Source organism: Kurthia sibirica (genome assembly GCF_003143975.1).
Taxonomy (GTDB): Bacteria; Bacillota; Bacilli; order Bacillales_A; family Planococcaceae; genus Kurthia; species Kurthia sibirica.
The window spans coordinates 21,563-44,482 of sequence record NZ_QFVR01000003.1; the positions used below are offsets into that span (position 1 = coordinate 21,563).

The 22,920-nt window shown below is 35.2% G+C and carries 26 protein-coding genes; 4 read left to right on the forward strand and 22 right to left on the reverse strand.

Going from position 1 to position 22,920, the window contains the following annotated elements; genetic code table 11:
• The first annotated feature begins 14 nt into the window (after window positions 1-14).
• Complete coding sequence (locus tag DEX24_RS02915; protein WP_109304907.1) at window positions 15-500, forward strand: tetratricopeptide repeat protein; 486 nt, start codon at window positions 15-17, stop codon at window positions 498-500.
• A gap of 112 nt (window positions 501-612) precedes the next feature.
• On the opposite strand, the gene DEX24_RS02920 is transcribed toward DEX24_RS02915, so the two are convergent.
• The 6 genes from DEX24_RS02920 to DEX24_RS02945 form a co-directional block, all read right to left on the reverse strand.
• Entirely contained in the window at window positions 613-1,131 is a 519-nt protein-coding gene (locus DEX24_RS02920) for a GrpB family protein (protein ID WP_109304908.1), read from the reverse strand.
• 162 nt (window positions 1,132-1,293) lie between these two features.
• Window positions 1,294-1,806, reverse strand: coding sequence for a hypothetical protein (locus tag DEX24_RS02925; protein ID WP_109304909.1), 513 nt, complete (start codon window positions 1,804-1,806; stop codon window positions 1,294-1,296).
• Complete coding sequence (locus DEX24_RS02930) at window positions 1,803-3,227, reverse strand: FAD-binding oxidoreductase (RefSeq protein WP_109304910.1); 1,425 nt, start codon at window positions 3,225-3,227, stop codon at window positions 1,803-1,805. The genes DEX24_RS02925 and DEX24_RS02930 overlap by 4 nt, the downstream gene beginning before the upstream one ends.
• A 478-nt stretch (window positions 3,228-3,705) precedes the next feature.
• Entirely contained in the window at window positions 3,706-4,215 is a 510-nt protein-coding gene (locus DEX24_RS02935; RefSeq protein ID WP_109304911.1) for a GNAT family N-acetyltransferase, read from the reverse strand.
• 25 nt (window positions 4,216-4,240) lie between these two features.
• Window positions 4,241-4,951 carry a Fe-S oxidoreductase gene (locus tag DEX24_RS02940; RefSeq protein WP_109304912.1) on the reverse strand — a complete coding sequence of 237 codons (711 nt, stop codon included), beginning with the start codon at window positions 4,949-4,951 and terminating at the stop codon, window positions 4,241-4,243.
• Window positions 4,952-5,086: 135 nt separating this feature from the next.
• Window positions 5,087-5,266, reverse strand: a complete 180-nt coding sequence (locus DEX24_RS02945) for a hypothetical protein (RefSeq protein ID WP_109304913.1) — start codon at window positions 5,264-5,266, stop codon at window positions 5,087-5,089.
• Between the two features lie 294 nt (window positions 5,267-5,560).
• Between DEX24_RS02945 and DEX24_RS02950 the strand changes: the two genes are divergently transcribed.
• Entirely contained in the window at window positions 5,561-5,743 is a 183-nt protein-coding gene (locus DEX24_RS02950) for a hypothetical protein (RefSeq protein WP_109304914.1), read from the forward strand.
• Between the two features lie 137 nt (window positions 5,744-5,880).
• On the opposite strand, the gene DEX24_RS02955 is transcribed toward DEX24_RS02950, so the two are convergent.
• From DEX24_RS02955 to DEX24_RS02975, 5 genes are all read right to left on the reverse strand, one after another.
• Window positions 5,881-6,504, reverse strand: coding sequence for a glycoside hydrolase family protein (locus DEX24_RS02955; protein WP_109304915.1), 624 nt, complete (start codon window positions 6,502-6,504; stop codon window positions 5,881-5,883).
• A 120-nt stretch (window positions 6,505-6,624) separates the two neighbouring features.
• Complete coding sequence (locus DEX24_RS02960; protein ID WP_109304916.1) at window positions 6,625-6,870, reverse strand: hypothetical protein; 246 nt, start codon at window positions 6,868-6,870, stop codon at window positions 6,625-6,627.
• A gap of 227 nt (window positions 6,871-7,097) precedes the next feature.
• A complete protein-coding gene (locus DEX24_RS02965; RefSeq protein ID WP_109304917.1) occupies window positions 7,098-7,271 on the reverse strand; it encodes a putative motility protein in 174 nt (57 codons plus the stop codon).
• Window positions 7,272-7,497: 226 nt separating this feature from the next.
• Window positions 7,498-8,361, reverse strand: coding sequence for a 3-hydroxyacyl-CoA dehydrogenase family protein (locus tag DEX24_RS02970; RefSeq protein ID WP_109304918.1), 864 nt, complete (start codon window positions 8,359-8,361; stop codon window positions 7,498-7,500).
• Between the two features lie 163 nt (window positions 8,362-8,524).
• Window positions 8,525-8,965, reverse strand: a complete 441-nt coding sequence (locus DEX24_RS02975) for a carboxymuconolactone decarboxylase family protein (protein ID WP_109304919.1) — start codon at window positions 8,963-8,965, stop codon at window positions 8,525-8,527.
• A 161-nt stretch (window positions 8,966-9,126) separates the two neighbouring features.
• On the opposite strand from DEX24_RS02975, the gene DEX24_RS02980 reads away from it, so the two are divergent.
• On the forward strand, window positions 9,127-9,624 hold the full coding sequence (locus DEX24_RS02980) for an RrF2 family transcriptional regulator (protein ID WP_109304920.1): 498 nt from the start codon (window positions 9,127-9,129) through the stop codon (window positions 9,622-9,624).
• A gap of 133 nt (window positions 9,625-9,757) precedes the next feature.
• Here the strand turns inward: DEX24_RS02980 and DEX24_RS02985 are convergent, their stop codons facing one another.
• The 10 genes from DEX24_RS02985 to apf (DEX24_RS03035) form a co-directional block, all read right to left on the reverse strand.
• Complete coding sequence (locus DEX24_RS02985; RefSeq protein ID WP_170112820.1) at window positions 9,758-10,444, reverse strand: metallophosphoesterase family protein; 687 nt, start codon at window positions 10,442-10,444, stop codon at window positions 9,758-9,760.
• A 346-nt stretch (window positions 10,445-10,790) separates the two neighbouring features.
• Window positions 10,791-11,408 carry an aggregation-promoting factor gene (gene apf, locus DEX24_RS02990; RefSeq protein ID WP_109304922.1) on the reverse strand — a complete coding sequence of 206 codons (618 nt, stop codon included), beginning with the start codon at window positions 11,406-11,408 and terminating at the stop codon, window positions 10,791-10,793.
• Window positions 11,409-12,287: 879 nt separating this feature from the next.
• Window positions 12,288-13,247 (reverse strand): serine hydrolase, encoded by a 960-nt coding sequence (locus tag DEX24_RS03000; RefSeq protein WP_170112821.1) that lies wholly within the window; start codon window positions 13,245-13,247, stop codon window positions 12,288-12,290.
• A gap of 262 nt (window positions 13,248-13,509) precedes the next feature.
• A complete protein-coding gene (locus tag DEX24_RS03005; RefSeq protein WP_109304925.1) occupies window positions 13,510-14,841 on the reverse strand; it encodes a GntT/GntP/DsdX family permease in 1,332 nt (443 codons plus the stop codon).
• Between the two features lie 44 nt (window positions 14,842-14,885).
• Window positions 14,886-15,902, reverse strand: coding sequence for a sugar kinase (locus DEX24_RS03010; RefSeq protein ID WP_109304926.1), 1,017 nt, complete (start codon window positions 15,900-15,902; stop codon window positions 14,886-14,888).
• Entirely contained in the window at window positions 15,895-16,650 is a 756-nt protein-coding gene (gene dagF, locus DEX24_RS03015) for a 2-dehydro-3-deoxy-phosphogluconate aldolase (protein ID WP_109304927.1), read from the reverse strand. Before dagF ends, DEX24_RS03010 begins: the two co-directional genes overlap by 8 nt.
• The gene (locus tag DEX24_RS03020; protein ID WP_109304928.1) at window positions 16,650-17,756 is read right to left on the reverse strand and encodes a DgaE family pyridoxal phosphate-dependent ammonia lyase; all 1,107 of its coding nucleotides are present in this window, start codon (window positions 17,754-17,756) and stop codon (window positions 16,650-16,652) included. Before DEX24_RS03020 ends, dagF begins: the two co-directional genes overlap by 1 nt.
• Window positions 17,734-18,831, reverse strand: a complete 1,098-nt coding sequence (locus DEX24_RS03025) for an amidohydrolase/deacetylase family metallohydrolase (RefSeq protein WP_109304929.1) — start codon at window positions 18,829-18,831, stop codon at window positions 17,734-17,736. Before DEX24_RS03025 ends, DEX24_RS03020 begins: the two co-directional genes overlap by 23 nt.
• Before the next feature lie 148 nt (window positions 18,832-18,979).
• Window positions 18,980-19,690, reverse strand: coding sequence for a GntR family transcriptional regulator (locus tag DEX24_RS03030; protein WP_109304930.1), 711 nt, complete (start codon window positions 19,688-19,690; stop codon window positions 18,980-18,982).
• A 748-nt stretch (window positions 19,691-20,438) separates the two neighbouring features.
• A complete protein-coding gene (apf, locus tag DEX24_RS03035) occupies window positions 20,439-21,086 on the reverse strand; it encodes an aggregation-promoting factor (RefSeq protein WP_109304931.1) in 648 nt (215 codons plus the stop codon).
• A 630-nt stretch (window positions 21,087-21,716) separates the two neighbouring features.
• Between apf (DEX24_RS03035) and DEX24_RS17660 the strand changes: the two genes are divergently transcribed.
• The gene (locus tag DEX24_RS17660; protein WP_282956606.1) at window positions 21,717-21,848 is read left to right on the forward strand and encodes a hypothetical protein; all 132 of its coding nucleotides are present in this window, start codon (window positions 21,717-21,719) and stop codon (window positions 21,846-21,848) included.
• Window positions 21,849-22,294: 446 nt separating this feature from the next.
• Here the strand turns inward: DEX24_RS17660 and apf (DEX24_RS03040) are convergent, their stop codons facing one another.
• A complete protein-coding gene (apf, locus tag DEX24_RS03040; protein WP_109304932.1) occupies window positions 22,295-22,912 on the reverse strand; it encodes an aggregation-promoting factor in 618 nt (205 codons plus the stop codon).
• Window positions 22,913-22,920: the final 8 nt, after the last annotated feature.

Below are 22,920 nucleotides of genomic sequence, written 5' to 3' on the forward strand. Positions count from 1 at the left end.
AGGAGTTGCTCATTATGAGTATCGAAAGAATGTTAGATTTCCGTAAAAATGGCCATTACGAAGAGGCAAAAACCACCATGCTACAGCTACTTTCAAAAGAGCCGTTTAATGCATACTATCATTATCAAATGGCTTGGTGTTATGATAATTTAAGCATGGAAAAACAAGCAATTATTCATTATGAACAAGCATTGCAAATTGGCTTAGATGACGACTATATTGAAGCTGCTTACTTAGGTTATGGTAGTACTTGTCGCTCTTTAGGTATGTATGAAAAAGCTGCTACTATCTTTGAAAAAGCAATCGGTATTTCACCAAATAATGGATCATTTAAAACATTTTATGCCATGACATTATATAATTTAGATCGTCATTCTGAAGCCATGACAATTTTATTGCAATTGCTTGTAAATACGACTAAAGATGAAGAAATTTTACTTTATAAAAAAGCAATTAATTTTTATAGTACACAATTAGATACCGTTTGGGATTCATACTAAATTTGAGCACTCTTTTTAATCTGGTCTATAAAAAATTCTAATTTCCACTCTATAAATAGGAGGAAATTAGAATTTTTTTATGTCTTTAAATTTTGTAAAGTACAAATATGTATTAACGATCCAACCAGTACCAAATTAATGCTTCTCTCTCAATATCCTTAATGAGTGCATTTTTCCCATCTATGTAGCGCTTTATATCATATGGATACTGTGATGCAAGATGACTTTTTAATGCACTATATTGCTGTCGTCTTTCTTTATTTTCTTGTAAGTAATCGCGAAAAGCTATATGCCTTACTATTTCTGTAATATTATCGAACTTAAATGCATGAATATGGTGTGTTCTTTCCGCTCCACCCTTTCTAAAGTAACGACGACCGCGAATGCCGAATTCTCCCATAACTTCATAACCATCTATTTTCATTTGCTGAGAAAGTCGATCCAAATATTCTAAATCTTTGACGATTAGTAAAAGGTCAATGACTGGTTTCGCACGCAAGCCCTTAATTGATGTACTGCCAATATGAAAACAGCGAATTAATTGTTCTTGTAAGCGCAATTGCAGACTGTTTTTTTCTAGATTATATTCCTCCGTCCAACTATCCTGATAATCGACAACTTTAACATCCATGTCTTTTCACCCCTTCATTTATTTCCACTATTTTACCATTTCTTTTCTCTTAAATCTTGTTAATTTACCCTAAAACATTCATCATTTTTTTTTCAATTCTTTGTTTTTTTGCGAAATAAAAAAAGCTTGAGACCATTAAGAAATGGTTTACTCAAGCTGCTATTATATAGCCTTTTCCTCAGATTTTGGTTTTTTCTCACAAACTGCACCAGAAAAAAAACAAACAATTAATACGATACCAAATAGTAGAATAATTTGTTGTGGTGAAACGAATCGTATAAATGATACACCTAACATCGCAAAGCCTACGAGTAAATAATTACTTACTGCATGTATCGAATATAACGGCTGTGTAATATGCCATGCACGAAAATACCCTTGTAAAAACCCCAGTATAAGCTGCGTCATTAGTACAAGATACAAGAAGACAGACATGTTATTTTCGGAGAAGCCTACTCCTACAAAAACAAGTCCCATTACACCGTATAACCAATAAATACTGGGCGTAGACCATTTATGACAAACAACATAACCAAGTGCCGCAGCAAAGGAATGAATAGCAAAAAACCAAGCAAACATCGGAAAAGTTAAACTGCTATTTTTTAACCAAATAATATAATATGGAAATACCAGTGCACTACCAACTGTCATAACCAACGGGAAATACCGACTCATTGATTCACCTGCTGCAAGTAATTTTTATAGAAATTATTATAAAAAACCTCATTTGGATCCTGCAATAACTTCATCTTTTTACTATCTTTTGCATGCGGATAAGCAGCCTCAAATTGTGCCAATGTTTGATAGGGGTAGTAAGGTAAGTAATACGTACCACGGTGTAATAAGGCGGCATCTGTCCATTGTTGAATAAAACTTTTAGCTGCTTCAATCCCTTGATCAGATGTTGGATGTTGGATGAGCAACACAAAAGCAATCATCGGCTCTTTTGCATAGTTTAAGGCAGTTGATTCATCATTTGACACGATACGTAGCGTGATATTATGCAATTTCACCTCTTCATTTTTATCATCTTGAGGAATCCACTTTTTCAAATCTGCGACAAATTCATCAAATTCATCGATTGGAATGAAAAATTCTTGCAACACTTCCACGGAACCTAGTTTTGTATATTCCATAAAAGTAGATTCGGAGCGCATTGCATTATTACGCGTAATTGTCTTACCAGATTGATAGGCAAATAATTTTTTTTGCATTGCCCAAAATGCAGTTTCCCATTTTCCACCCTGCCTGCCAACATCTAATCCCCATTTTGACAGATGGACCAGACTCTCTTCTTTTAATGGCTCAATTAGCGGTTTTTTCGCTGTGTCGATATAATTCATCACGTACATCTCGTCTAAGAAATGTTTGGGGTCCACACTTAATCTTGCATAATGCATCGCAATAGTTGGTGTGGCGAGAACTTTTTTCAAATAGTTTTCATAATTGCGTACATTCATCTCTTGTGATTCATAGCGATAAATCGTATCGTCAACGACATCAAATGTAACATCGATGATAATACCAAAAAGGCCGTACCCACCAAGAATATAGGACATTTCTTTTTTATCCGTTTGACGATGGAGTTCTTTCAATTGGCCTGTTGGTGTGATAATTGTCATTTTAGCTACTGTAGAAGCCATCGAGCCATGGCGTATATCTCGACCATGTCCATTAACAGAGAGCGAACCACCTACTGTGAAAATCGGCAGTGATTGTGTTACTTTCATTGCCAACCCCTGTTTTGCTACCGCTGTTTGCACATCCGAAATAAGTGCCCCTGCTTCGACAGTCACTTGTTTTTTCTCCCTATTTACTTCAAGAATACGATTAAAAGATTTCATATCGATAACAATCGCATCCTTATAATATGTATGTCCTCCTTGTGAATGTTGCACGCCTGCAATCGACAGTTTTTTGCCTTCTTTGTTTGCTAATTTCACAAGATCCACAAGCTGTTGTCTATTTTTCGCCCGTTCGATTGCCTGCACTTTTTGTGGTAATAAGCCCGTGTAATCTGTCGTCAAACTATCTTGTTGTAGACCATAATGACGTTTTTCTACCGGTATGATGAATAAGGTTGCTAATGTAATCATGACCACGACCAAGGCAATGAACCACGGCTTTCTAATAAAATCTATCTCAATCCCCCTAATTTTACTTATTTCACATTATTTTCGTATCACATTCATTCACTCTCCATATATTTATTAACCTACTTTTCACAGCTCTGTATGATAGCACTTCAATTAATTATAACGTTATTTCCATTAAAAAGTTTCACAGGAAAAAAATGTACTTTCCTGCCATTAAAAGAGCTTGGGACAGAACAAAAATAGTATGTCTCCCATATGAATCATCAAATCAATTGAACGCGCAGAAAACGACGCCTGCGGGAATAGCATGAGCTGCCCCTCCCCCAAGAACGCAGTGACGAGGCGTTTGAAGCCATGTCCGCGGAAAACGTTTTTCGCAGTGCAAACGGATTGAAATGAATAATCCCATATGATTTTGAAAAATCATACGGGATTTTCTCTGTTGAAAATACGTTTGTCTCAGGCTCTTTCTGACATACTATTCAGTAAATGGTGCCGCATATACTACTTCACCCATGACATCTGTTAAAGAACCTTTATATAATGGTAGAATCATAAAATTTTCTGCTGGTACTTCAAATGGTAAAGAAATAGCTGTTGTATCTACTTGTTGAAAACCAAATCGTGGGTAATAATCTGCATGCCCCACTACAATGACTGCTGAAAAACCGCTCCATTTTGCTCGTTCTAATGACGCTTCTATTAAGGCTGTGCCAATCCCCTTATTTTGATAAGCAGGTAGGACGCTAACTGGTGCTAATGCTAAAACAGGATGTTCTCCTATAAAGCACTCTGAATAACAAATATGTCCAACAATTTTATTGTCTTCAATATAAACTAATGCAAGCTCTTTCATATACGCATCCGTCTGACGTAATTTATCGACGAGAATAGGTTCTCGATGATCGCTATTTTCAACAGTTTTAAAAGCTTCTTTTATTACTTCATGTATTTCATTATAATCACTTGCTCGTTCTTGTCGTATCATTATTTCCCTCCAGTAGTATGATTCATTAGCCCAATGGGCAGTAGCCACATTCAGCCAATCCAGGAACATCCTTGGATAAACAGCAACTTTTACGAATTGGTTTATTGACGAGTTCTGATGGCGAACGCCCTTGCGTATAGTCATAATACAAAGACCTTTGTGCAATGCCTTGCCAAACTGGCGCATCTTCCAAAAGTTCAAGATCCCGCATCACTTTATCTGCCAACTGTACATCTTGCACTAATTTAGCATAGATATTCGTGATATGAACAAATATATTTTCCCAGATAATTTTAGGTGATATGGCGCTTGTATAGCGCATTGCTAAAACAATTTCATGACATTGCTTTTGAAGGATAGCGTGCATTTCTGCTACTCTATCGTCATCATTTACATAACGCCAATCATTTGGATTCGCAAACATGCAAACCGTATACTGTCCAAACTCTTCAGTCGCATCAAATTGCAAGTCATTAAAATCACCATCCCATATTTCATCATAAGCTGTGAACATATAAAACTGCATAGCTATAAATTGACCATAACGCTTCGTAAAATGCGAAACAGCCGCTACTTTAGACGATGCATTTGTGATTCCTTGCATTAAATCACCAAACTCTTCTTGAAAAAACTCCTTACTTAATCTTTCTAATGTAAAGAGTGTTCGTTTGGGTTCTGTCGTATAGACTTTGTAAGAATCAAGCATTAATACTTGATCCATTGTTAATGCTGGCATAATTATCACCTTATCTTTTCATTTCTATTCCACTCTATCGTACTATAATTCAATGGGATTTCAACTATTTAAAACCAGGAATAAATAGAAAAATGCTCATAGCATAATGAATATGCTACGAGCATTTCTGTGAATCTAGCCTATTAAAGAATGTTTTACAACTTCATATGCTTGGCAAATATCACGCATATCTGTTTTATGACGTGCGATTAAATGATTGGCAATACTTTCTAAATCCGCCACGTTCTTAGTTGATAAGTCCATTAATAATTGGCTTTTAATTAGTTCAACAAAATTGATTATTTCTTTTGACATCTGTACTATCTCCTTATACTAAGCTGTATTATATATTTATTCGTCCATTTATATCTCTTTCTTAATAATAACTCAATTCCCTTTTAAAAGATAGCTTTTCGACTTATTTTAATGAAGTATGCAGATGAAAGCGTGACCAATTACTGTATCATTGTAATTTCTTTATAATTGATACAGTTTTAAATATTCTGACTTTTATCTTTTTGACACAGTATTGTTTTATTTAGCATTCACCTCTTCTATATAAAATGGTAAAATCAACTTATTCTATATGGAAGAGGCTCACATAAACTTATGAAAATACTTTATAACTTAGCCTTCATTGGCATCGCTGCCTATATATTGATTTATAATGTCAATTGGAGTCAGCCAGATTTTTTTGATTGGACAATTATTATTTGTGCATCATTTTTCCTATTATTGCTCATCATCAACGCATTCGTATCATTGATCCTTGCAAAACGAGGAATAAAATAATAGAAAAATAAATAAAATTTCTATCAAAATGACTTCTCTATCCACACAAAAACAAACAGGGACTGTACTTCCAGTAGTAATTGCCGCGTATTTTTGCGACGTTTAATTCACTCGAAGTACAGTCCCTGTCAATATCCTTAACTATTTTCCAAATAAATAGCTGATACATAAACAAATTGTCCATTACTCTTGATTTTTGCCCATCGGTGTTTGTCTATATGTACTACCTGTACGGTATTTCCCTTCAATAATTTCCCGACAATTGCTGCAGTCATTGATGGTTTTTGTCGAATATTCAACTTTTCTGATGTGACCCGCATCATTGTAATAGTTCCAGAACTAGCATCCTGATCAAATAATGCCTTCTCCTCAGCTCTTCTGCGTACAAGCCCTTTTAATACCTTGCCCCCAGCTTTATTATAGGCAGGCAACCATTTACTAATGGAAGAAATTGTCCGATCCTCGCATAGTCTTTGCAAGTTTTTTGCACCACAGTTATAACAAAATGACACAAGCGCATCAAATTGATTTTGATTAAATACAATGGGAATGACATTCACATAATATTCATATTTTCTTAGATCTACTAGGAAGTAAGCATCCGCTTGCTGTTGGGAAATGATCATGCCTTCATATATTTCTGCACCATAATGTCCCCAACCAATCGTCCAATATTTTTCTGTAACCACTGGTTTATAAGCCTTCAATCGACAGCCCTCATACTTTTTAATGAGATTTTTACCTATTTCACTACTATTCATATAACCACCTCCTATAAATTTATATGTCTACTAGGAAAAAATCTAGACAAATACTTTAGAGAACGATTAAAAAAGTTGCCCAAAAGTTGATTAATCAACGATTTTGGGCAACTTTTTTTATTATACAGAAAAATATTTTTGTATAAACTCTAGGCCGTACATAATTAGAAATACTGCAAAAAACATAATCACATTGATTATTAATAAAAAATAATTACTTCCCCATAGTGCTAAAATAGCTCCAATTGGTGCAAGAATAAAAGTAAATAGCCAAAGTGAGCTATCTATATTAAAAATAACCAAAGGAATAAATGATGCAATGCTAAAAACCAAACAAATAAGTGCCAATATATTAATATTCTTCATCTTATATCCCCTTTTATCGAAGTCTCCTATTAATTGTATAGCACAAAACGTTTTCTGCCTATAATGAACTACTGCGAAATGAAATTTATTGAGCCATATTCCACGATAATCGTATAATTTACCTTTGCTATAAAAAACTGTACCGCTTATTGTTAGATACTAGGTGTAGCACCCAATCTGACAATAAGCGGTACAGCTTTTATTTTATAGATTGTCTATACTAGTAGTTAGACAGATACATCAAATGATTTACCCAAGTAAGGGTGTTGTGCCTCTGGTATGCTCGCTAGTAATTGAGTCAAACCTTCGGTATCAGCATGCATTGCTTTATTTAAGACAGACATTTGAATGGTTTGCTGAAGTTCTAAAAGCTGTTGAGACATAATTGTATTAATTTCCATTTGCCCACCTCCTTCTTGTTAATTCTATCGGTTATACCTATAAATAGTTAACTAGGTGTACGCCCTAACATGCGACTGAAACCACAAAAATATACTCGTTTTTATTCCATACTTTTGTAGACCTCTATTTCTCATCAAACACACCAATCTAAAAAGAATCATTCGATCTGCTTCACTAACGAATTTCGACAGTGACAAATAGAATGATTCTACAAATTTTCAGTGATTAACTATAATCATACCAACCTTTACCAGTCTTTCTACCCAAATGTCCTGCCTTCACTTTTTCTTCCACAATTTTTGATGGTTGATCAATTATATTTCCTGTTTCTTTAAACAATTGTAAATTGGCAAAATAACCGACATCTATGCCTGATAAATCCGCCAATTCAAAAGGTCCCATTGGATGCGCCAGTGCTTTTTTAGCAATTAAATCAATTTCTTTAAAGTCTGCATAACCATTTTCATAGAGATATAACGCCTCGTTTGTTAAAGCATGTAAAAGTCGATTTGCGATAAAGCCGTTAATCTCTTTATGTAGTAGTACAGCTGTACGATTAATCTTTTTACAATATGCTAATGCTGCTTCGACAGTAGCATCTGATGTTTGCTCATTTCGCATCACTTCCACACAATCCATTACTAACGGCGGAAAGAAAAAGTGCATATTACAAATTTGTTCGGCTCTATTTGTAATGTCTGCCACTTTAGAGCTGACAATGGAGGAACTATTCGTCGCTAAAATCGCATGACTTGGACTCAAAACATCTAATTGTTTAAAGACTTCTCTTTTCACATCCAGTTTTTCGACGACCGCCTCAATAACCAAATCTGCCTCTTTTACAGCTTGTTGCAAATCCGTTGTCATATGTAGTTTTGCAAATGCTTCACACTTCTTTTCATCTGTTATCTTCCCTTTTTCTTGCCATTGTGTCATCCGTTTTTGCAATGCTTTTTCTGCATGATCTAATGCAGCCGCTTCGACATCATACAAATTTGTAGTAAAACCACCTAAGACAGATAGCATAGCAATCTGATGACCCATAGACCCAGCTCCAATGACAGCAATGTTTTTTACTTCTTTCTCCATTTTTAAACCCCTCCATTACTTTCATCCATAATCAAATGACGGAGCAGCCGGTTTTTCCTGTTGTTTCTATTGCTCATACAATACTATTAATTACCAATTTTTGCAAATTAAAAACACGCTCACATTTTCTGCAAGCGTGTTGATTCTTCTTATATCCTTATTATTAATCGACTGGATTGGCCATCGAAATTGAAATGCGGTTCCACACATTGATTTGAGAAATAGCTAACACAAGATCGGTAAATTCTTTTTCATTAAAAAATGTTCTTACAACCTCGTATAGCTCATCGGATACACCATTTGTAGAAATAAGTGTAATCGCTTCAGCTAGTGCCAGTGCAGCTTTTTCTTTAGCCGTATAGATTGATGTTTCTTTCCAAGCATTTAATAGATAAATACGCTGTTCTGTTTCACCATTTTTTCGTGCATCTGCAGTATGCATATGCAGACAAAAAGCACAGCCATTAATTTGTGACACTCTTATTTTTATTAATTCTGCTAATGATTGTTCAATTGTAGACTCTTTTGCTAAATAACCTTCCATAGCCATTACTTTATTTAAACCATTTGGTGCAATTGTCATATAATCAATTCTTCTCGTCATATTAACGCCTCCTAATTAAAGATAATATTAATCGACGATTAATATTATCTTTAATTAGTTTATTCTTTTTCTTATTTGTTGTCAATAAATTTCATAGAACATTTCTATGGAAATATGATACGATACATGAATAGATGAATCGATAGCGTAGGTGAATAAAAATGAAATATAGCATCATGGTAGAATATGCTTTGCATAGCTTAACTTATTTAATTGATCTACCTAAAGAACAACCAATTGGCATAAAAGATTTAGCAGAGTTTCAAGGTCTTTCTGAAACCTATTTATCAAAAGTTTTTGGTAAATTATCTAAAGCTGGTATTGTAAAGTCTGTACCTGGTGTCAAAGGTGGTTATTCCCTTGCCTCAGCGCCTGACACTATTTCTTTTCTAGATGTTGTAAACGCAGTGGAAGGTGTGCAACCCATTTTCCAATGTCAAAATATATTACGACATGCTAAAGAAAGTAAAGTTGAGACACGCTGCGCCGACTGTACAGTAAAGAAAACACCTTGCATTATCAATTTAACGATGTTAGCTGCTGAACAACAAATGCATGCGTATTTACAAGGTAAAACATTAGCTTGGCTTCATAGCGAGCTTGATGTCATTCTTTCACCTGAAAGACGTGCAGAAATACAGCAATTTTTCATAAAATAAAAACTGCCCTTTAGGATCTTCCTTCTCTAGTTTGGTTGACATGAGAATGATGAGACTGGGCAGTTTTTTTAGTTTGACTACCATTCTGTAATCAAACTAGTTACTATATGCGTTTCTTCTTGTAAATTCGTTCCTATTCAAGCGAAGATTCTAGAAGATGTGAGGCAAATTCTTGACGTCGAGGACAATGACTATGCATCATTTCCATTGCTGCAATTTCAAAATTATAGTCTGTCTCCATAAATTGAATACCCGCATCATCAATCATTAACCAACAAGCTCCTTTACTATCCATCTGAAGTCCAACACTTCCTGCATTTACTACAATCTGATTGCCAATTTCACGCGTAAATTGACGATATGTATGGCCACAAACAACTATTTCTTGTTGAACATTTTTCAACATTTCACTAATCTCAGCATCTGCTGTTGTTTTTCGAATTCCTTCTGTATCACTTCTGGGTGAAGCATGAACAAACAGTATATTTTCATATACAAAAGTACTTTGCATCGCCCCTAACCACTTCACGTCTTGTGCTGTTAGCTTGGACAAACACCATGTATACATTTCACTAAAATAACCTTGCGATGCCATCACATCACAAGAGCTATTGAACAACTCACGCTCTGTATTACCTCGGATAAATTGCTTTTTAATCGGACATTGCCTCAATAAATCTAACACTTCTAGAGGGTGCGGTCCCCAAACGATATTCCCACCGACAATAATAACATCAATATTCTGATGTTCAATTTCTTTTAAAACAGCTTCCAATGCAAAATAATTACCTAAAATATCATAGAGTACAGCAATTTTCATAGAATTACACATCCTTTATAAATTTAAGAAACTAAAGCAACGGAACTAGCAACATCGGTTCTTTACATTCACTTCATCTCTACTTGCATGAATAAAACCTAAATAGCTCATTTATCTTTTTTAATTTAATACATATAATACCATATTCTAATCACCATGAGGCATTAATATTTCGAATTATTCTTTTTATTTGAATAATAAGAATAATTATGTCGCTTAATATACCATTGCTGATCCACTTAAAATTTTAATCAAAAAAAAAGGTATAGCATATGTTACTATTCGTTAACATACACTATACCTTTTATTGATAGTTTATCTATTAGAGTTAGAGCTAAGAATTAACTTAGTACCAACCTTTTTGTTGCCATGCAGCTTTTGCATTTTCCCATGAACCATAGCGATTCTTAACATAGTTATCCGCCACTTTTTCTTGGTTTGCTGGTGAATAGTCACCATTTAAATATGAACGATCTAATTGGTATTTACCAACATATTTGCCTGTTGCTGAACGAGCATTATAATTATTTGTAGATTCTTTCATTGCAATCCAAGATTTAGCTGAAGAACTTGAACCTGTATATGAAGTTGTTTTTTGAACAGCTTGTTTTTGTTGAACTGGCGCTTTGTATGTTGACTGACTTTGAACTTGTTTTACTGGTGCTTTATATGTTTGCGCTTTTTGAACTGGCGCTTTATAGGCTGTTTTTGCCTGTGCTTGAACTGGTGCAGTTTGAGTTGAACCATTACCATCTCCAACTTCTAATTGTGCTCCTGCAAATATTAAATCTGAAGATAGATTATTTAATTGCATTAATGAATTGACTGTTGTATTGTGAGTAACTGCAAGTTCAGATAAAGTATCACCTGACACTAATGTTACTTCTTTTGCCGACGCACTACCTGCGAATGCTACTGTTGATAATGTGATTGCACCTGCTAGTGCGATAAATTGTTTCTTCATAATTTGAAAATTTCCTCCTCGGTTTTACTAACTGTTTTAACTATACCGTGAGTAGTTTTCAGTTTCGTGACAAAAATATGTCACAGATGTAACGGCATGATTACAAGACGTGGCAGTTTCTACCAATTTTTTAAAGATTATTGATTAAATTTCCATTAACTTAGCTATAACTTGCATTTTATCGAACCATAAATTGGGAATGATTCGACATTTTTCGACTTACATACCCTAAAAAAAATAATTAAAACATGCATTCTTTTTATATTAATCGCTTTCATTTTCTAAAAAGTATCGCTTTTCTCACATGTATATTACAAAACAATCGTTATTTTTACATTATTTTTTCAAAATAACGTACGAAAATCTAAATTTTGATTTTCGTACACCGTTCCCAATCCAGTATTTCCTTTTGTTTTCCCCATGCATATCAATTACTATTCTCCAATCGTTCCTTCCCTTTTGTACATATTGTTATGGATTATTGGGTCCACCTATCGTTGTTATACATAAAGAGCCTGTTCTTTATATTTTCTGTAGTAGCGTACTTACCTTTTAATTAGTTGACGTGCAGGTATTCCTGCGAAAAGCATCACCAAAAACGACAATAAATGTACAGACAAAAAGGAATGAGCCTGGGACAGAACAAAAATAGTCTGTCTCTAATACGAATCATCAAATCAATTGAACGCACAGAAAACGACGCCTAGGGGAATAGCATGAGCTAAAAACCCCACAAGAACGCAGTGACGAGGCGTTTGAAGCCCTATCTGCGGAAAGCGTTTTTCGAAGCGCAAATGGATTTTCTCTGTTAAAAATACTGTTGTCTCAGGCTCATTCCTTTTAATTTTGGTTAAGATTTTGCCCCAGCCTCTTTGCTGTTTAATCAACTAAAGTAGTGATTTCCACTTTATTGAAAGATAATAATTTGCTATAAATAGGTCTACTAATCACAAAGGCTGCAGTAAATATAGCATCCTTCTCTAGTATTATCTTTTTTGATTCTTTATTATGTGCATGATGCACAGTATGTATTAGTTCTGAAACTTTAGCTATTACCTTATTTGACTCATTATAACTAAAGCCATAGGTCATGATAGCCAGTACATAAGGCGTTTGATCGTTTATAATACCGTAATCATGCGACACCAAGTTTATAGGCATCATCCCTACCTTATGCGCAACAGTTGCATCTGAAACCCCATTGGGCAAAGCTTCATTATAAATAGTCTCTTCTAAAAATTCTTTTAATCGTTTACCATTGTCGCTACTTCTACTTAAATTATCTACATGTTCCGCATAAATAGCTAAATCATGTGAACTTGTAAAACTATATGCTTGAGGTGAACTATTTGTAGCGCCTAGATTTTGCATATAATTTATAAAATTTTGTGACCCAATACGTTCCTTCAACATTGCGAAAGCAATATTATCACTATATTTTATTGCTTTTTCCACTAAATCGCTAATAGTAAAACGACTGCCAATACTTTGATTTTGAATGATTCCGCTCCCACCGACATAATGATCTGCTTTATACGTTAATTCTTGTTGTAAATCAATCCTATTCGCATCGGCTAATTCCATAATATACAGTGCTAACGGTAGCTTAATTGTACTTGCAGCTAAATAGGGTTTGTTTGATTTTTCAGCATATTGTTCATGCGTTTTTAAATTTATGTAGTCAATTGAAACAGAACCACCTACTTTATTTAAATAAGGGTCTAATTTGTTTTCTACATCTTTTTGGAAACTGATAGTAGATTGTGCTTTTACAATTTCAACATCATAAAACCAACACGTTAATGTCAAACTGACTAGTATACTAACAATATATTTCACTGTATGTACGCTCCTTTGAACAATATAGGAATTTTTTCCTAATAAAAAAATCGTATCACTATTGATCTGTCAATTCAAGGGGATTTAATATACGATTTAATTTAGTTCATAAATCATCTTTATAGCCATTATAAACGCTTAAGCAATTTTTACTATGTGAATCATTCCCTTATGCTTTTTTATACGTAAAAAAGAGAAACAGCTTAAAATAGAGCCATTCCTCTTTTTCATATGGATAATACCATATGTATAACGCGATTATTTATAGAAAGACATTTACTAACATAACAATCCCAAATGTTAGGAAAGATAAAATGGTTTCGAGTACCGTCCAGGTTTTGAATGTTTCCGTCACCGTTAAACCAAGATATTCTTTAATCATCCAAAAACCTGCATCATTGACATGTGACAACATTAAAGAACCTGCGCCTGTTGCGATTACGAGTAACTCTAAATTGACATCTGTCATATTCGCTACAACCGGCGCAACAATCCCTGCTGCAGTCGTTAATGCCACGGTAGCAGACCCAGTAGCTACTCGAATCAATCCTGCTACGAGAAATGCTAATAATAAGGGAGACAACGATAAGTCTTCAGACATATTAGCAATGGCTAGACCTACACCAGAGTCGATTAGGATTTGTTTAAATCCACCACCTGCACCGATAATTAATATAATAGAACCTACTGGTAATAGACATTCATCAGCTATTTTTTTTAGTTTAGCAGCCGACATCCCCTGACGTTTACCAAGTAAAAACATTGCGGTGAAACAAGCAATTAATAAAGCAATTACCGCATTGCCAATAAATTTAACAAATGATAGAATTCCTTCTGGCAAACCAATATATGGTGCAATTACTGCTAATACCATTAAGAATATTGGCAATAAGATGACCAAAAATGATGTGCGAACTGTTGGTAATGTTTCAAATTCATCTTTTACATCAATCATATTTGGTTCATTGATTGGTTTGATTCGTTTTGCTGCCCATTTTGCGAAGACAGGTCCAGCAATAATTGCTGGAATAATAGCAATTAATAGTGAATAAACAAGTACTTTACCTACGCTAGCGTTATAGATACCGATTGCCGTCATAGCACCTGGATGAGGTGGTACAATTCCATGGACAATTGATAATCCTGCAAGAACTGGTAATGCAATTAATAAAATATTTTGTTTCGTAGATTTATAAATCGAGATTACAAGAGGTAATAACATCACGACACCAACATCAAAAAATACGGGAATACCGATGATAAAACCGGATAGTAACATCGCCCAAGGCAATTTTTTTATCCCGAAAATACGGATGAAAAATTCAGCAATTTGCTTACCCGCACCTGAGTCCGCCATTAGTTTACCTAAAATTGTACCTAGCGCCAATATTCCGACTAAATGTCCTAAAACACTTCCAACACCCGCTTCATAGGATGTAACAATTTGATCAAATGATAGACCTGTTGCTAGGGCCAAGAATAAACTTGCGACTAGTAAACTAATAAATGCATGCCATTTCCACCATGCAACACCTAAAATTACAATAACAATTGACACGACTGTACATAATAATAAATACACTTCATGACTCATATTAAAACCCCCTGTTGTAATCGTTCACTTTCTCCCTTTAGCGCTTATCTTTCGACGTCTTTTACAAACCCTTGCATCGCTTGCTCCACATCTCGAATCGTTGACATAGGTGTATCACCGACTGTTGTATGCGCTAACATGCTCGCGGAAGCTGCAAAAGCAACCGTTTCGCTTGCTGACATATTTGTTAATTGTCCGTGAATTATACCGCTTGCATAAGCATCCCCTGCTCCAATACGGTCATATACCGAAAATACTAATTCGTCTGCAAAGGTGAACTGATCATTTTTCAACATAAATCCTCTTAACGAGTTTGTGTTATCTCCATTTATTGCACGATGTGTTCCTGCAATTACTGAAATAGCATACTTTTCTGCGATTTGTGGCAATAAATCTAGCAATTGATCATGACGAGTAGTTTTCTGCGTTTGCATTGCTAAAGTAAGCAGCGCATCCTTCTCATTCATAAAAACGATATCTGAAAGCGTTAGCATTTTTTCGTAATACGGTTTAGCTCGTTCATAGCTTTGCTCCCCCCAAAGTGAAGGACGATAATTACAATCAAATATAACTAAGCCACCTTGTTTTTTCACACTGTTTGCAAGTGCAACCATATGCTGTCTAACACCATCATTCATAGATAATGCAATGCCGCAAAAATGAATGGCATCGATATTTTGAGCAATCGTATCATAATCATATGCATCTGCTGAAGCTGTGTTAAACGTGCTTCCTAAACGATTTGTATATGTAACACGACTCGAACGAACACCAAAGCCATTTTCTAAAAAATACATACCCAGGTATTGCCCTTGTCTTGTAATAAACTGTGATGTAATACCCAATTTTTGAACATATGATTTTGCCGCTTCACCAAGTGCATTATCAGGTAATATTGTTACGAGCGATGCAGTATGACCAAATCGCGACAACGCTGAGGCAACATTGACACCTGTACCAGAAAACGAATACTTTAATGTATCCGCTTGTGATAATAAATCAAAACCAGGCACTTGCATACGCATCATGACTTCGCCAAAAGCGGCGACACGCTTATTCATGCGCGTCGACCAATCTTTTAACGATTGTCATTAGTGTTTTCACATCAGCTGTATTTGTTTTACCTGTTTTTTTGTCGATGATAGATGAATATACATGAGGTATTACTTGTGTCACACCAGCATCTAATGCAATTGCCAAAATTGTTTCAAAATTTTCTAAATCAATGCCACCAGTAGGTTCTAATGCTAAATCAGCTTCCGCACAAGCTTGTGCAACTGCTTTAAATTCTTCAATATGTTGTAAGCCTTTCATCGGGAAGTATTTCAGTGCATTCCCACCCATATCTTTTACAAGAGCAATCGCTGCCTCAACAGGAACAATTGCTTGTTGCTTAATGCCCGCACTTTGAGGACCAGTCGAAATATTTACAAATCCTACCTTCCCTGATGGTGATACAAGGCTATTAATCCAACTATCTTTGTTACCTAAATTGGCACGCGTTGCTCCAACAGCAGGTAATACTTGATTTATATGGCTACCTTCATAGTATTTTGCAATATCGGCTACTACTGCTGCTTGACGATTATCGCCAGCACCCAAACCAATTGACACTGCATCATCGATTTCCTTACCATATGCTTTCATTGCAGTTACAGCTTCATCTACCGTATCGTAATCTTTTGATAACACACCGACCACTACATAACCTTCTGCAGCTTCGTAAATTTCCTTAGCATTATTGATATCGCTCGCTAACACATTTAGTGCTACACGATTTTTATAAAAACGTTCATTAATTTTTAACATTATTTTTTCCCTCCAAATAAAATTCGTAAAGTATTTTCAATTACTTGAATATCATCATTTTGTAATGGGCGTGGATCAATGTCGAAGAAACCTTGACGAACACCATAATCACGTGGATAAATTGCAATGGCGCCACCTTTAATCGTATCCACAACTTCTTTAGCTGACATACCAACTATAGATTCATCAATTTGAATTCGTGCTCTAAAAATGGCGCGACCCGCTTCATCTTGCACAGTCGTTACACGAACACCTGCTAAGTCATTTAAACTGTGTAATACTTCAATAACCGCTTTTTCAGCTTCGCTATTATCTTCTTTAACAAAATAATCATCAATTGCTTGTAATAAGCCAAAAGTTGTTTCTTTTCCAACCTTCATACTCCGACCACTGCAATGCAACTGCACTTTCACCCAGTCAATCATTTTCTTATTGCCAGCAACAATACCTGAAGTTGGACCCTCAATTGCTTTTGATCCACTGTATATTGCTAAATCCGCATACTGAATATATTTTAATAAATCCTCTTCTGCAGCGGCATCAACAATCATTGGTATATTATGACGTTGTGCGACCTGCCATGCTTCTTCGACAGAAATCATATTTTTTTGAACAGCATGATGCGATTTAACATATAAAATAGCTGCTGTATTATCAGAAATAGCCTCTTCAATATGTGCTGCCGTTCCTTCATTCGCATAACCAACCTCAACTAGTTCGCCACCGCCTAAATACACCATTGTTTCAATTGGTGCACCATACTGTACATTATGTCCTTTTAATAAAATCACTTCATTTTTCGCAATTTTATCTTGATGCAACCGTTCGCTCTTGCGACGATTTCCTTGCGTTATAATTCCAGCTACCGATAAGGCAATACCACTTGATGCAGAGTTTACAACGACCGCATCCTCCGCTTGCAGTTTAGAGGCAATATGACTTCCTGCCTTATTGACTAAATCGGCAATTTCAACATAACTTTGCCCGCCTTCTTTCATTGCTTTCATGACGCGGTCCGTTGGTGTAGACACACCTAATATACTCATACGCCCACTCGCGTTGATGACACGTTTTAAACCATATTTAGCATTTTGCGTAGTCTCCATTGATTACCACTCCAGTCGTTTGAATTACTTTTGATGCTTGACGTTCTTGCTGCTCCGAATCAATTAATTTTTCCTTTTTGTCGCTCACTGTAAATAATGTTAGGTTTGCAAGATCACCGACTTGAATCCGCCCAAGTTGTGGTTTACGTAACCATGCAGCTGCATTACTAGTCACACCTGCAATCACTTCTTCCAGTGGATAACCTAAATATAAAAATTTCGTTAAAACACTGGCCATGCTATAAACAGGTCCATTAATGCGATTTTTGCGATAAATATCTGTACTAATTGTATTAAAATGAATCCCATGTTTTTTGGCTTGCTCTGCTACTTTAAATGAAAAACTGGCATTACCATGTCCTACATCTAAATGTACGCCTCTTGCTATTGCTTCATGAAGCAAAGGAAGCGGTCTACCTACTTCATCAAATAAATTATTCTTTTTGCCATTTAAAAAATGTGTAATTACATCATTTTTTTGTAGTAAAGGAATCACTTCCGAAATATCGGGTGGACCAGAACCAATATGAACCATCAAAGGTAGACCCGTATCATCCGATAATTTACGTGCATGACGTAATGGTTCAATGCCTTGCTCTAAAACAACACTCTGACTAATTCGTGCCTTAAAGCCAATTATTGTATCACTATATTTTTTTGCTGCTTCTTTTGCTAAGTTCGTATCAATCCAGTTAAGATTCGATAATTCATCAATTCTTTCAAGACCAATTCGAGAAATATTTAAAAAAGCGTAAACATTTGTCTGTGCTTTTTTCTTATTTTCTACTAACTCTTCAATACGATCTGCACCACAACTGCCGGCGTCAATAATCGTTGTCACACCTTGTTTTACACCAATTTCATCAATATCATCACCATATGGATCAAAATCCGGAAATGCATGTACATGCATATCAATCCATCCACTAGAAATATATTGACCCGTACAATCAATTACGGTTGCTCCAGTCGCACTCTTCGCTTGTTTAATGGCACTAATTTTTTTATTGTCAATGACAATATCAACTACTTGATTATTGAGAAGTTTGACATTTTGTAAAATTACGGTCGTCATACTGAAACCCCTTCCAATTGATTTATTCATTAACATTATAATGTTTGAGCGACTTCAAAAATTAATATAACATGTATTTAACAAGTTGTAAACATAACGTTATAATGTTTAAGAAAAAAAAATAACAGAAGCATGAAGCTTCTGTTATTTAGACGTCAAAGTTGACAATATATTCATGTATATCCGTATTGTAATAACCAATCGCCAGTTCAACTAAAGAATCTTTTTGATCATATGAATAGCGAATTCTTCGGAATAAGGGTGTGTTTTCTTTTTTTAACCATCTACCAATTTCTTCAATCGGTTGTGCCATTCCATAAGAATCTTTAAAACGTGTAAACTCAACACCTTCATCATAAAGCATACTATATAAAGATGCCTTAAAGGCTTCTGGTTCACTCGGTAAATGAATAGCACCTGACACGTAATGTGACATATGAATAAAGGGGTGGCCATCTAATAAATATAAGCGTTGGATGCAATAACATTCATCCGTAAAATAATCTTTGATTATGGGATGATCCTCTACTTTTATTTTCTCTATTTGAATTGGTTCTTTTTTCAAATCAAATCCTTGCGCCAATAAGTACTCCGTAAAACCTTGTGCATTTGACAATTTTGAAACGATGCGATTGTCTTTCACCGTTGTCCCGACACCACTCTGCTTTTCAACATAGCCATCACTTGCTAATTGCTCAACAGCCTTACGAATCGTTATTTTACTTACATTAAATTCTCTTTCTAACTCTGGTTCTGAAGGCATTAATGATTCGATTGGATATACTCCCGTGATAATCCGCTCTTTTAATACATTTTTAATCTGCAAGTAAAATGGACCTTTACTGCGTAATAATTTCATACAATCTCCCCTTCAAGCGTGCAACTCTTTCTTCCATTTTACTGTTAATATGTCCTGTAAACAATATAATGTTTCATTTGAAGTAAAACAGCAACTTTACAACTGTATTTACTGCTCTATTGACAGGAAATCGTGCTACTACTATTTTCCCATTAAACAAAATACTAAAACACATAAGAAAGCCACTTAGGTGCTTGAAATGATTATATGGCTTCTGTGTCAACTTTTTAGCCATGAAATCATACCATTTATATGAATATTTTTCCATCTAACTAGATATATTTACTATTTCAAACAGATTACAACTATTCCCCAGTGACACGATTATGGGTATAGCTAACCTTACTTAAAGCTTTTATTTCATTATACTAATTTAGACATGAATGAATGTAAGACAGATTTCGATTATTTTTATTCACTTTATTATAATTTTTATTAATTTTGTAGGCTAGCATAGAAATCACCCTATTTGAATAATGATCCGTAAAACCATATGTCATTATAGCAATCGTCTACGGTGTTTGATCATGAATTCAGCCCCTGTTGATTCATTTGAGGCACCCGAAGATTTCATATACATGTATTCTCCTTTTTTATAATTTGTAACTATTTATACAATTATTACACTCTTTACAATAAATATAACGCTACCTATATTTTATACCTATTACTAGTATTTTTATGAGTGACAGACAAAAAAACACCTCAAGCGATAGGCTTGAGGTGTTTACTTATTTACTCGGTAGGCTTAATACCAGCCTTTTTTTTGCCATGCTGATTTTGCGTTACTCCATGAACCGTAACGATCTTTTACATATTTGTCTGCTACACGTTCTTGGTTTGCTGGTGAATAATCACCATTTAAATAAGATTTATCTAATTGATATTTCCCGATATATTTCCCTGTTGCTGAACGTGCATTGTAATTATTTGTTGATTCTTTATTCGCGATCCATGATTTTGCTGATGAGCTTGAACCTGTATATGCTTTTGTTGTTGCTTGTTTTTGGACCGGTGCTTTATACGTTTGCTTTTGTTGTACCGGTGCTTTGTATGTTTGTTTTTGTTGTACGGGTGCTTTGTATGTTGTTTGTGTTTGCACTTGTTTTACCGGTGCTTTATACGTTGTTTGTTTTTGAACCGGTGCTTGGTAAGCTGTTTTTTGTGTAGCTTGTCCATTGCTTCCGCCTACTTCAATTGGTGCGCCTGCATATATTAAGTCTGATGTCAGACCGTTTAGTTGTTTTAATGTATTCACTGTTGTGCCATGTGTTTGAGCTAAGCCTGATAAAGTGTCACCTGCATGAATTGTTACTGTTTTGGCTGACGCTGTACCTGCGAATGCTGCTGTTGATAGTGCAATGGCACCTGTAATTGCGATAAGTTGTTTCTTCATATTGTGAAATTTCCTCCTCGGTTTTACTAACTAACAACACTATACCAAGTGAAAGTTGCACACAGGTGACAGTTCAATATCGGCAATATTACAGAGAGATGACAACGCATGGGAAATTATAGCTGTTACTAGCTGGCATACTTAGTATTTGTAATAAAAGCCCTTCAAATCACTGTTTTGCATTACCAATACTAGTAAATTACCTACTCATTTTCAGTTATTCTTTCAAGGGAATCATTTAAAAAAACATGAAATTCTTTTCTAATTGGCTTATTTAAGCGTTTATTTTTGGTTCTATTATATATATTGCGGTATTAAAATAATTCATGTTTTAGAAAAATAGACATAGCGAAAGCTTTCCGCCGACAAATAGGAAGTAATCCTCACCATTTCTTTTAAACATGATGAACATACCTAAAAATAGACAGAAAAAAGCACAGGTTCACCCAATCTTCTATACTTAAAATGCTGCATAATAAGTAACAGTAGAAAGGTGAGCTGTGCTATATGAAGTCTATCATGAATATTCCAGGATTAAAGATGTTTTAGTCACAAAAATGGCAGAAATGGCATCAAGCGATTCAAACCTTATCCGTAAAATCACCTACATGCAAATCAATTGCTGAGAAGATGGCGACATCTAGTGCGACTATTATTCGTCGTTTTGATCAAGTAGCAGAACAACAATTAGTTTCAGGTGTCACGCTACCAAAGGCTACCGCAATTGATGAATATAATGAAACGAAATGCATATGGATATAAACAATTTGATCGATTGAGAGCGAAGATCTTATTAACATTACAGTATAAAGAAGTTAGTTTACATCTGGGCTAAATGAAAAAATGAAAAAAGGTGAATGAAATTAAACATCCATTTCATTCATCCCACTATTTTACACAGAGCCTTATTTTTAAATAGTGTTTAATGACAAAAAACGAGCCTGGGACAGAACAAAAATAGTATGTCTCACATACGATTAATCAAATCAATTGAACGCGCAGAAAACGACTCCTGCGGAAATAGCATGAGCTGAAAACCCCACAGGAACGTAGTGACGAGGAGTTTGAAGCCATGTCCGCGGAAAGCGTTTTTCGCAGCGGAAATGGCTTCAAATAAATAATCCCGTATGATTTCGAAAAATCATACGGGATTATCTCTGTTGAAAATACGTTTGTCTCAGGCTTGTTTACTTATTTACTCGGTAGGCTTAATACCAGCCCTTTTGTTGCCATGCTGATTTTGCGTTACTCCATGAACCGTAACGATCTTTTACATATTTATCTGCTACACGTTCTTGATTTGCTGGTGAATAATCACCATTTAAATAAGATTTATCTAATTGATATTTCCCAATATACTTGCCTGTTGCTGAACGTGCATTGTAATTATTTGTTGATTCTTTATTCGCGATCCATGATTTTGCTGATGAGCTTGAACCTGTATATGCTTTTGTTGTTGCTTGTTTTTGGACCGGTGCTTTATACGTTTGCTTTTGTTGTACCGGTGCTTTGTATGTTGTTTGTGTTTGCACTTGTTTTACCGGTGCTTTATACGTTGTTTGTTTTTGTACCGGTGCTTGGTAAGCTGTTTTTTGTGTAGCTTGTCCATTGCTTCCGCCTACTTCAATTGGTGCGCCTGCATATATTAAGTCTGATGTCAGACCGTTTAGTTGTTTTAATGTATTCACTGTTGTGCCATGTGTTTGAGCTAAGCCTGATAAAGTGTCACCTGCATGAATTGTTACTGTTTTGGCTGACGCTGTACCTGCGAATGCTGCTGTTGATAGTGCAATGGCACCTGTAATTGCGATAAGTTGTTTCTTCATATTGTGAA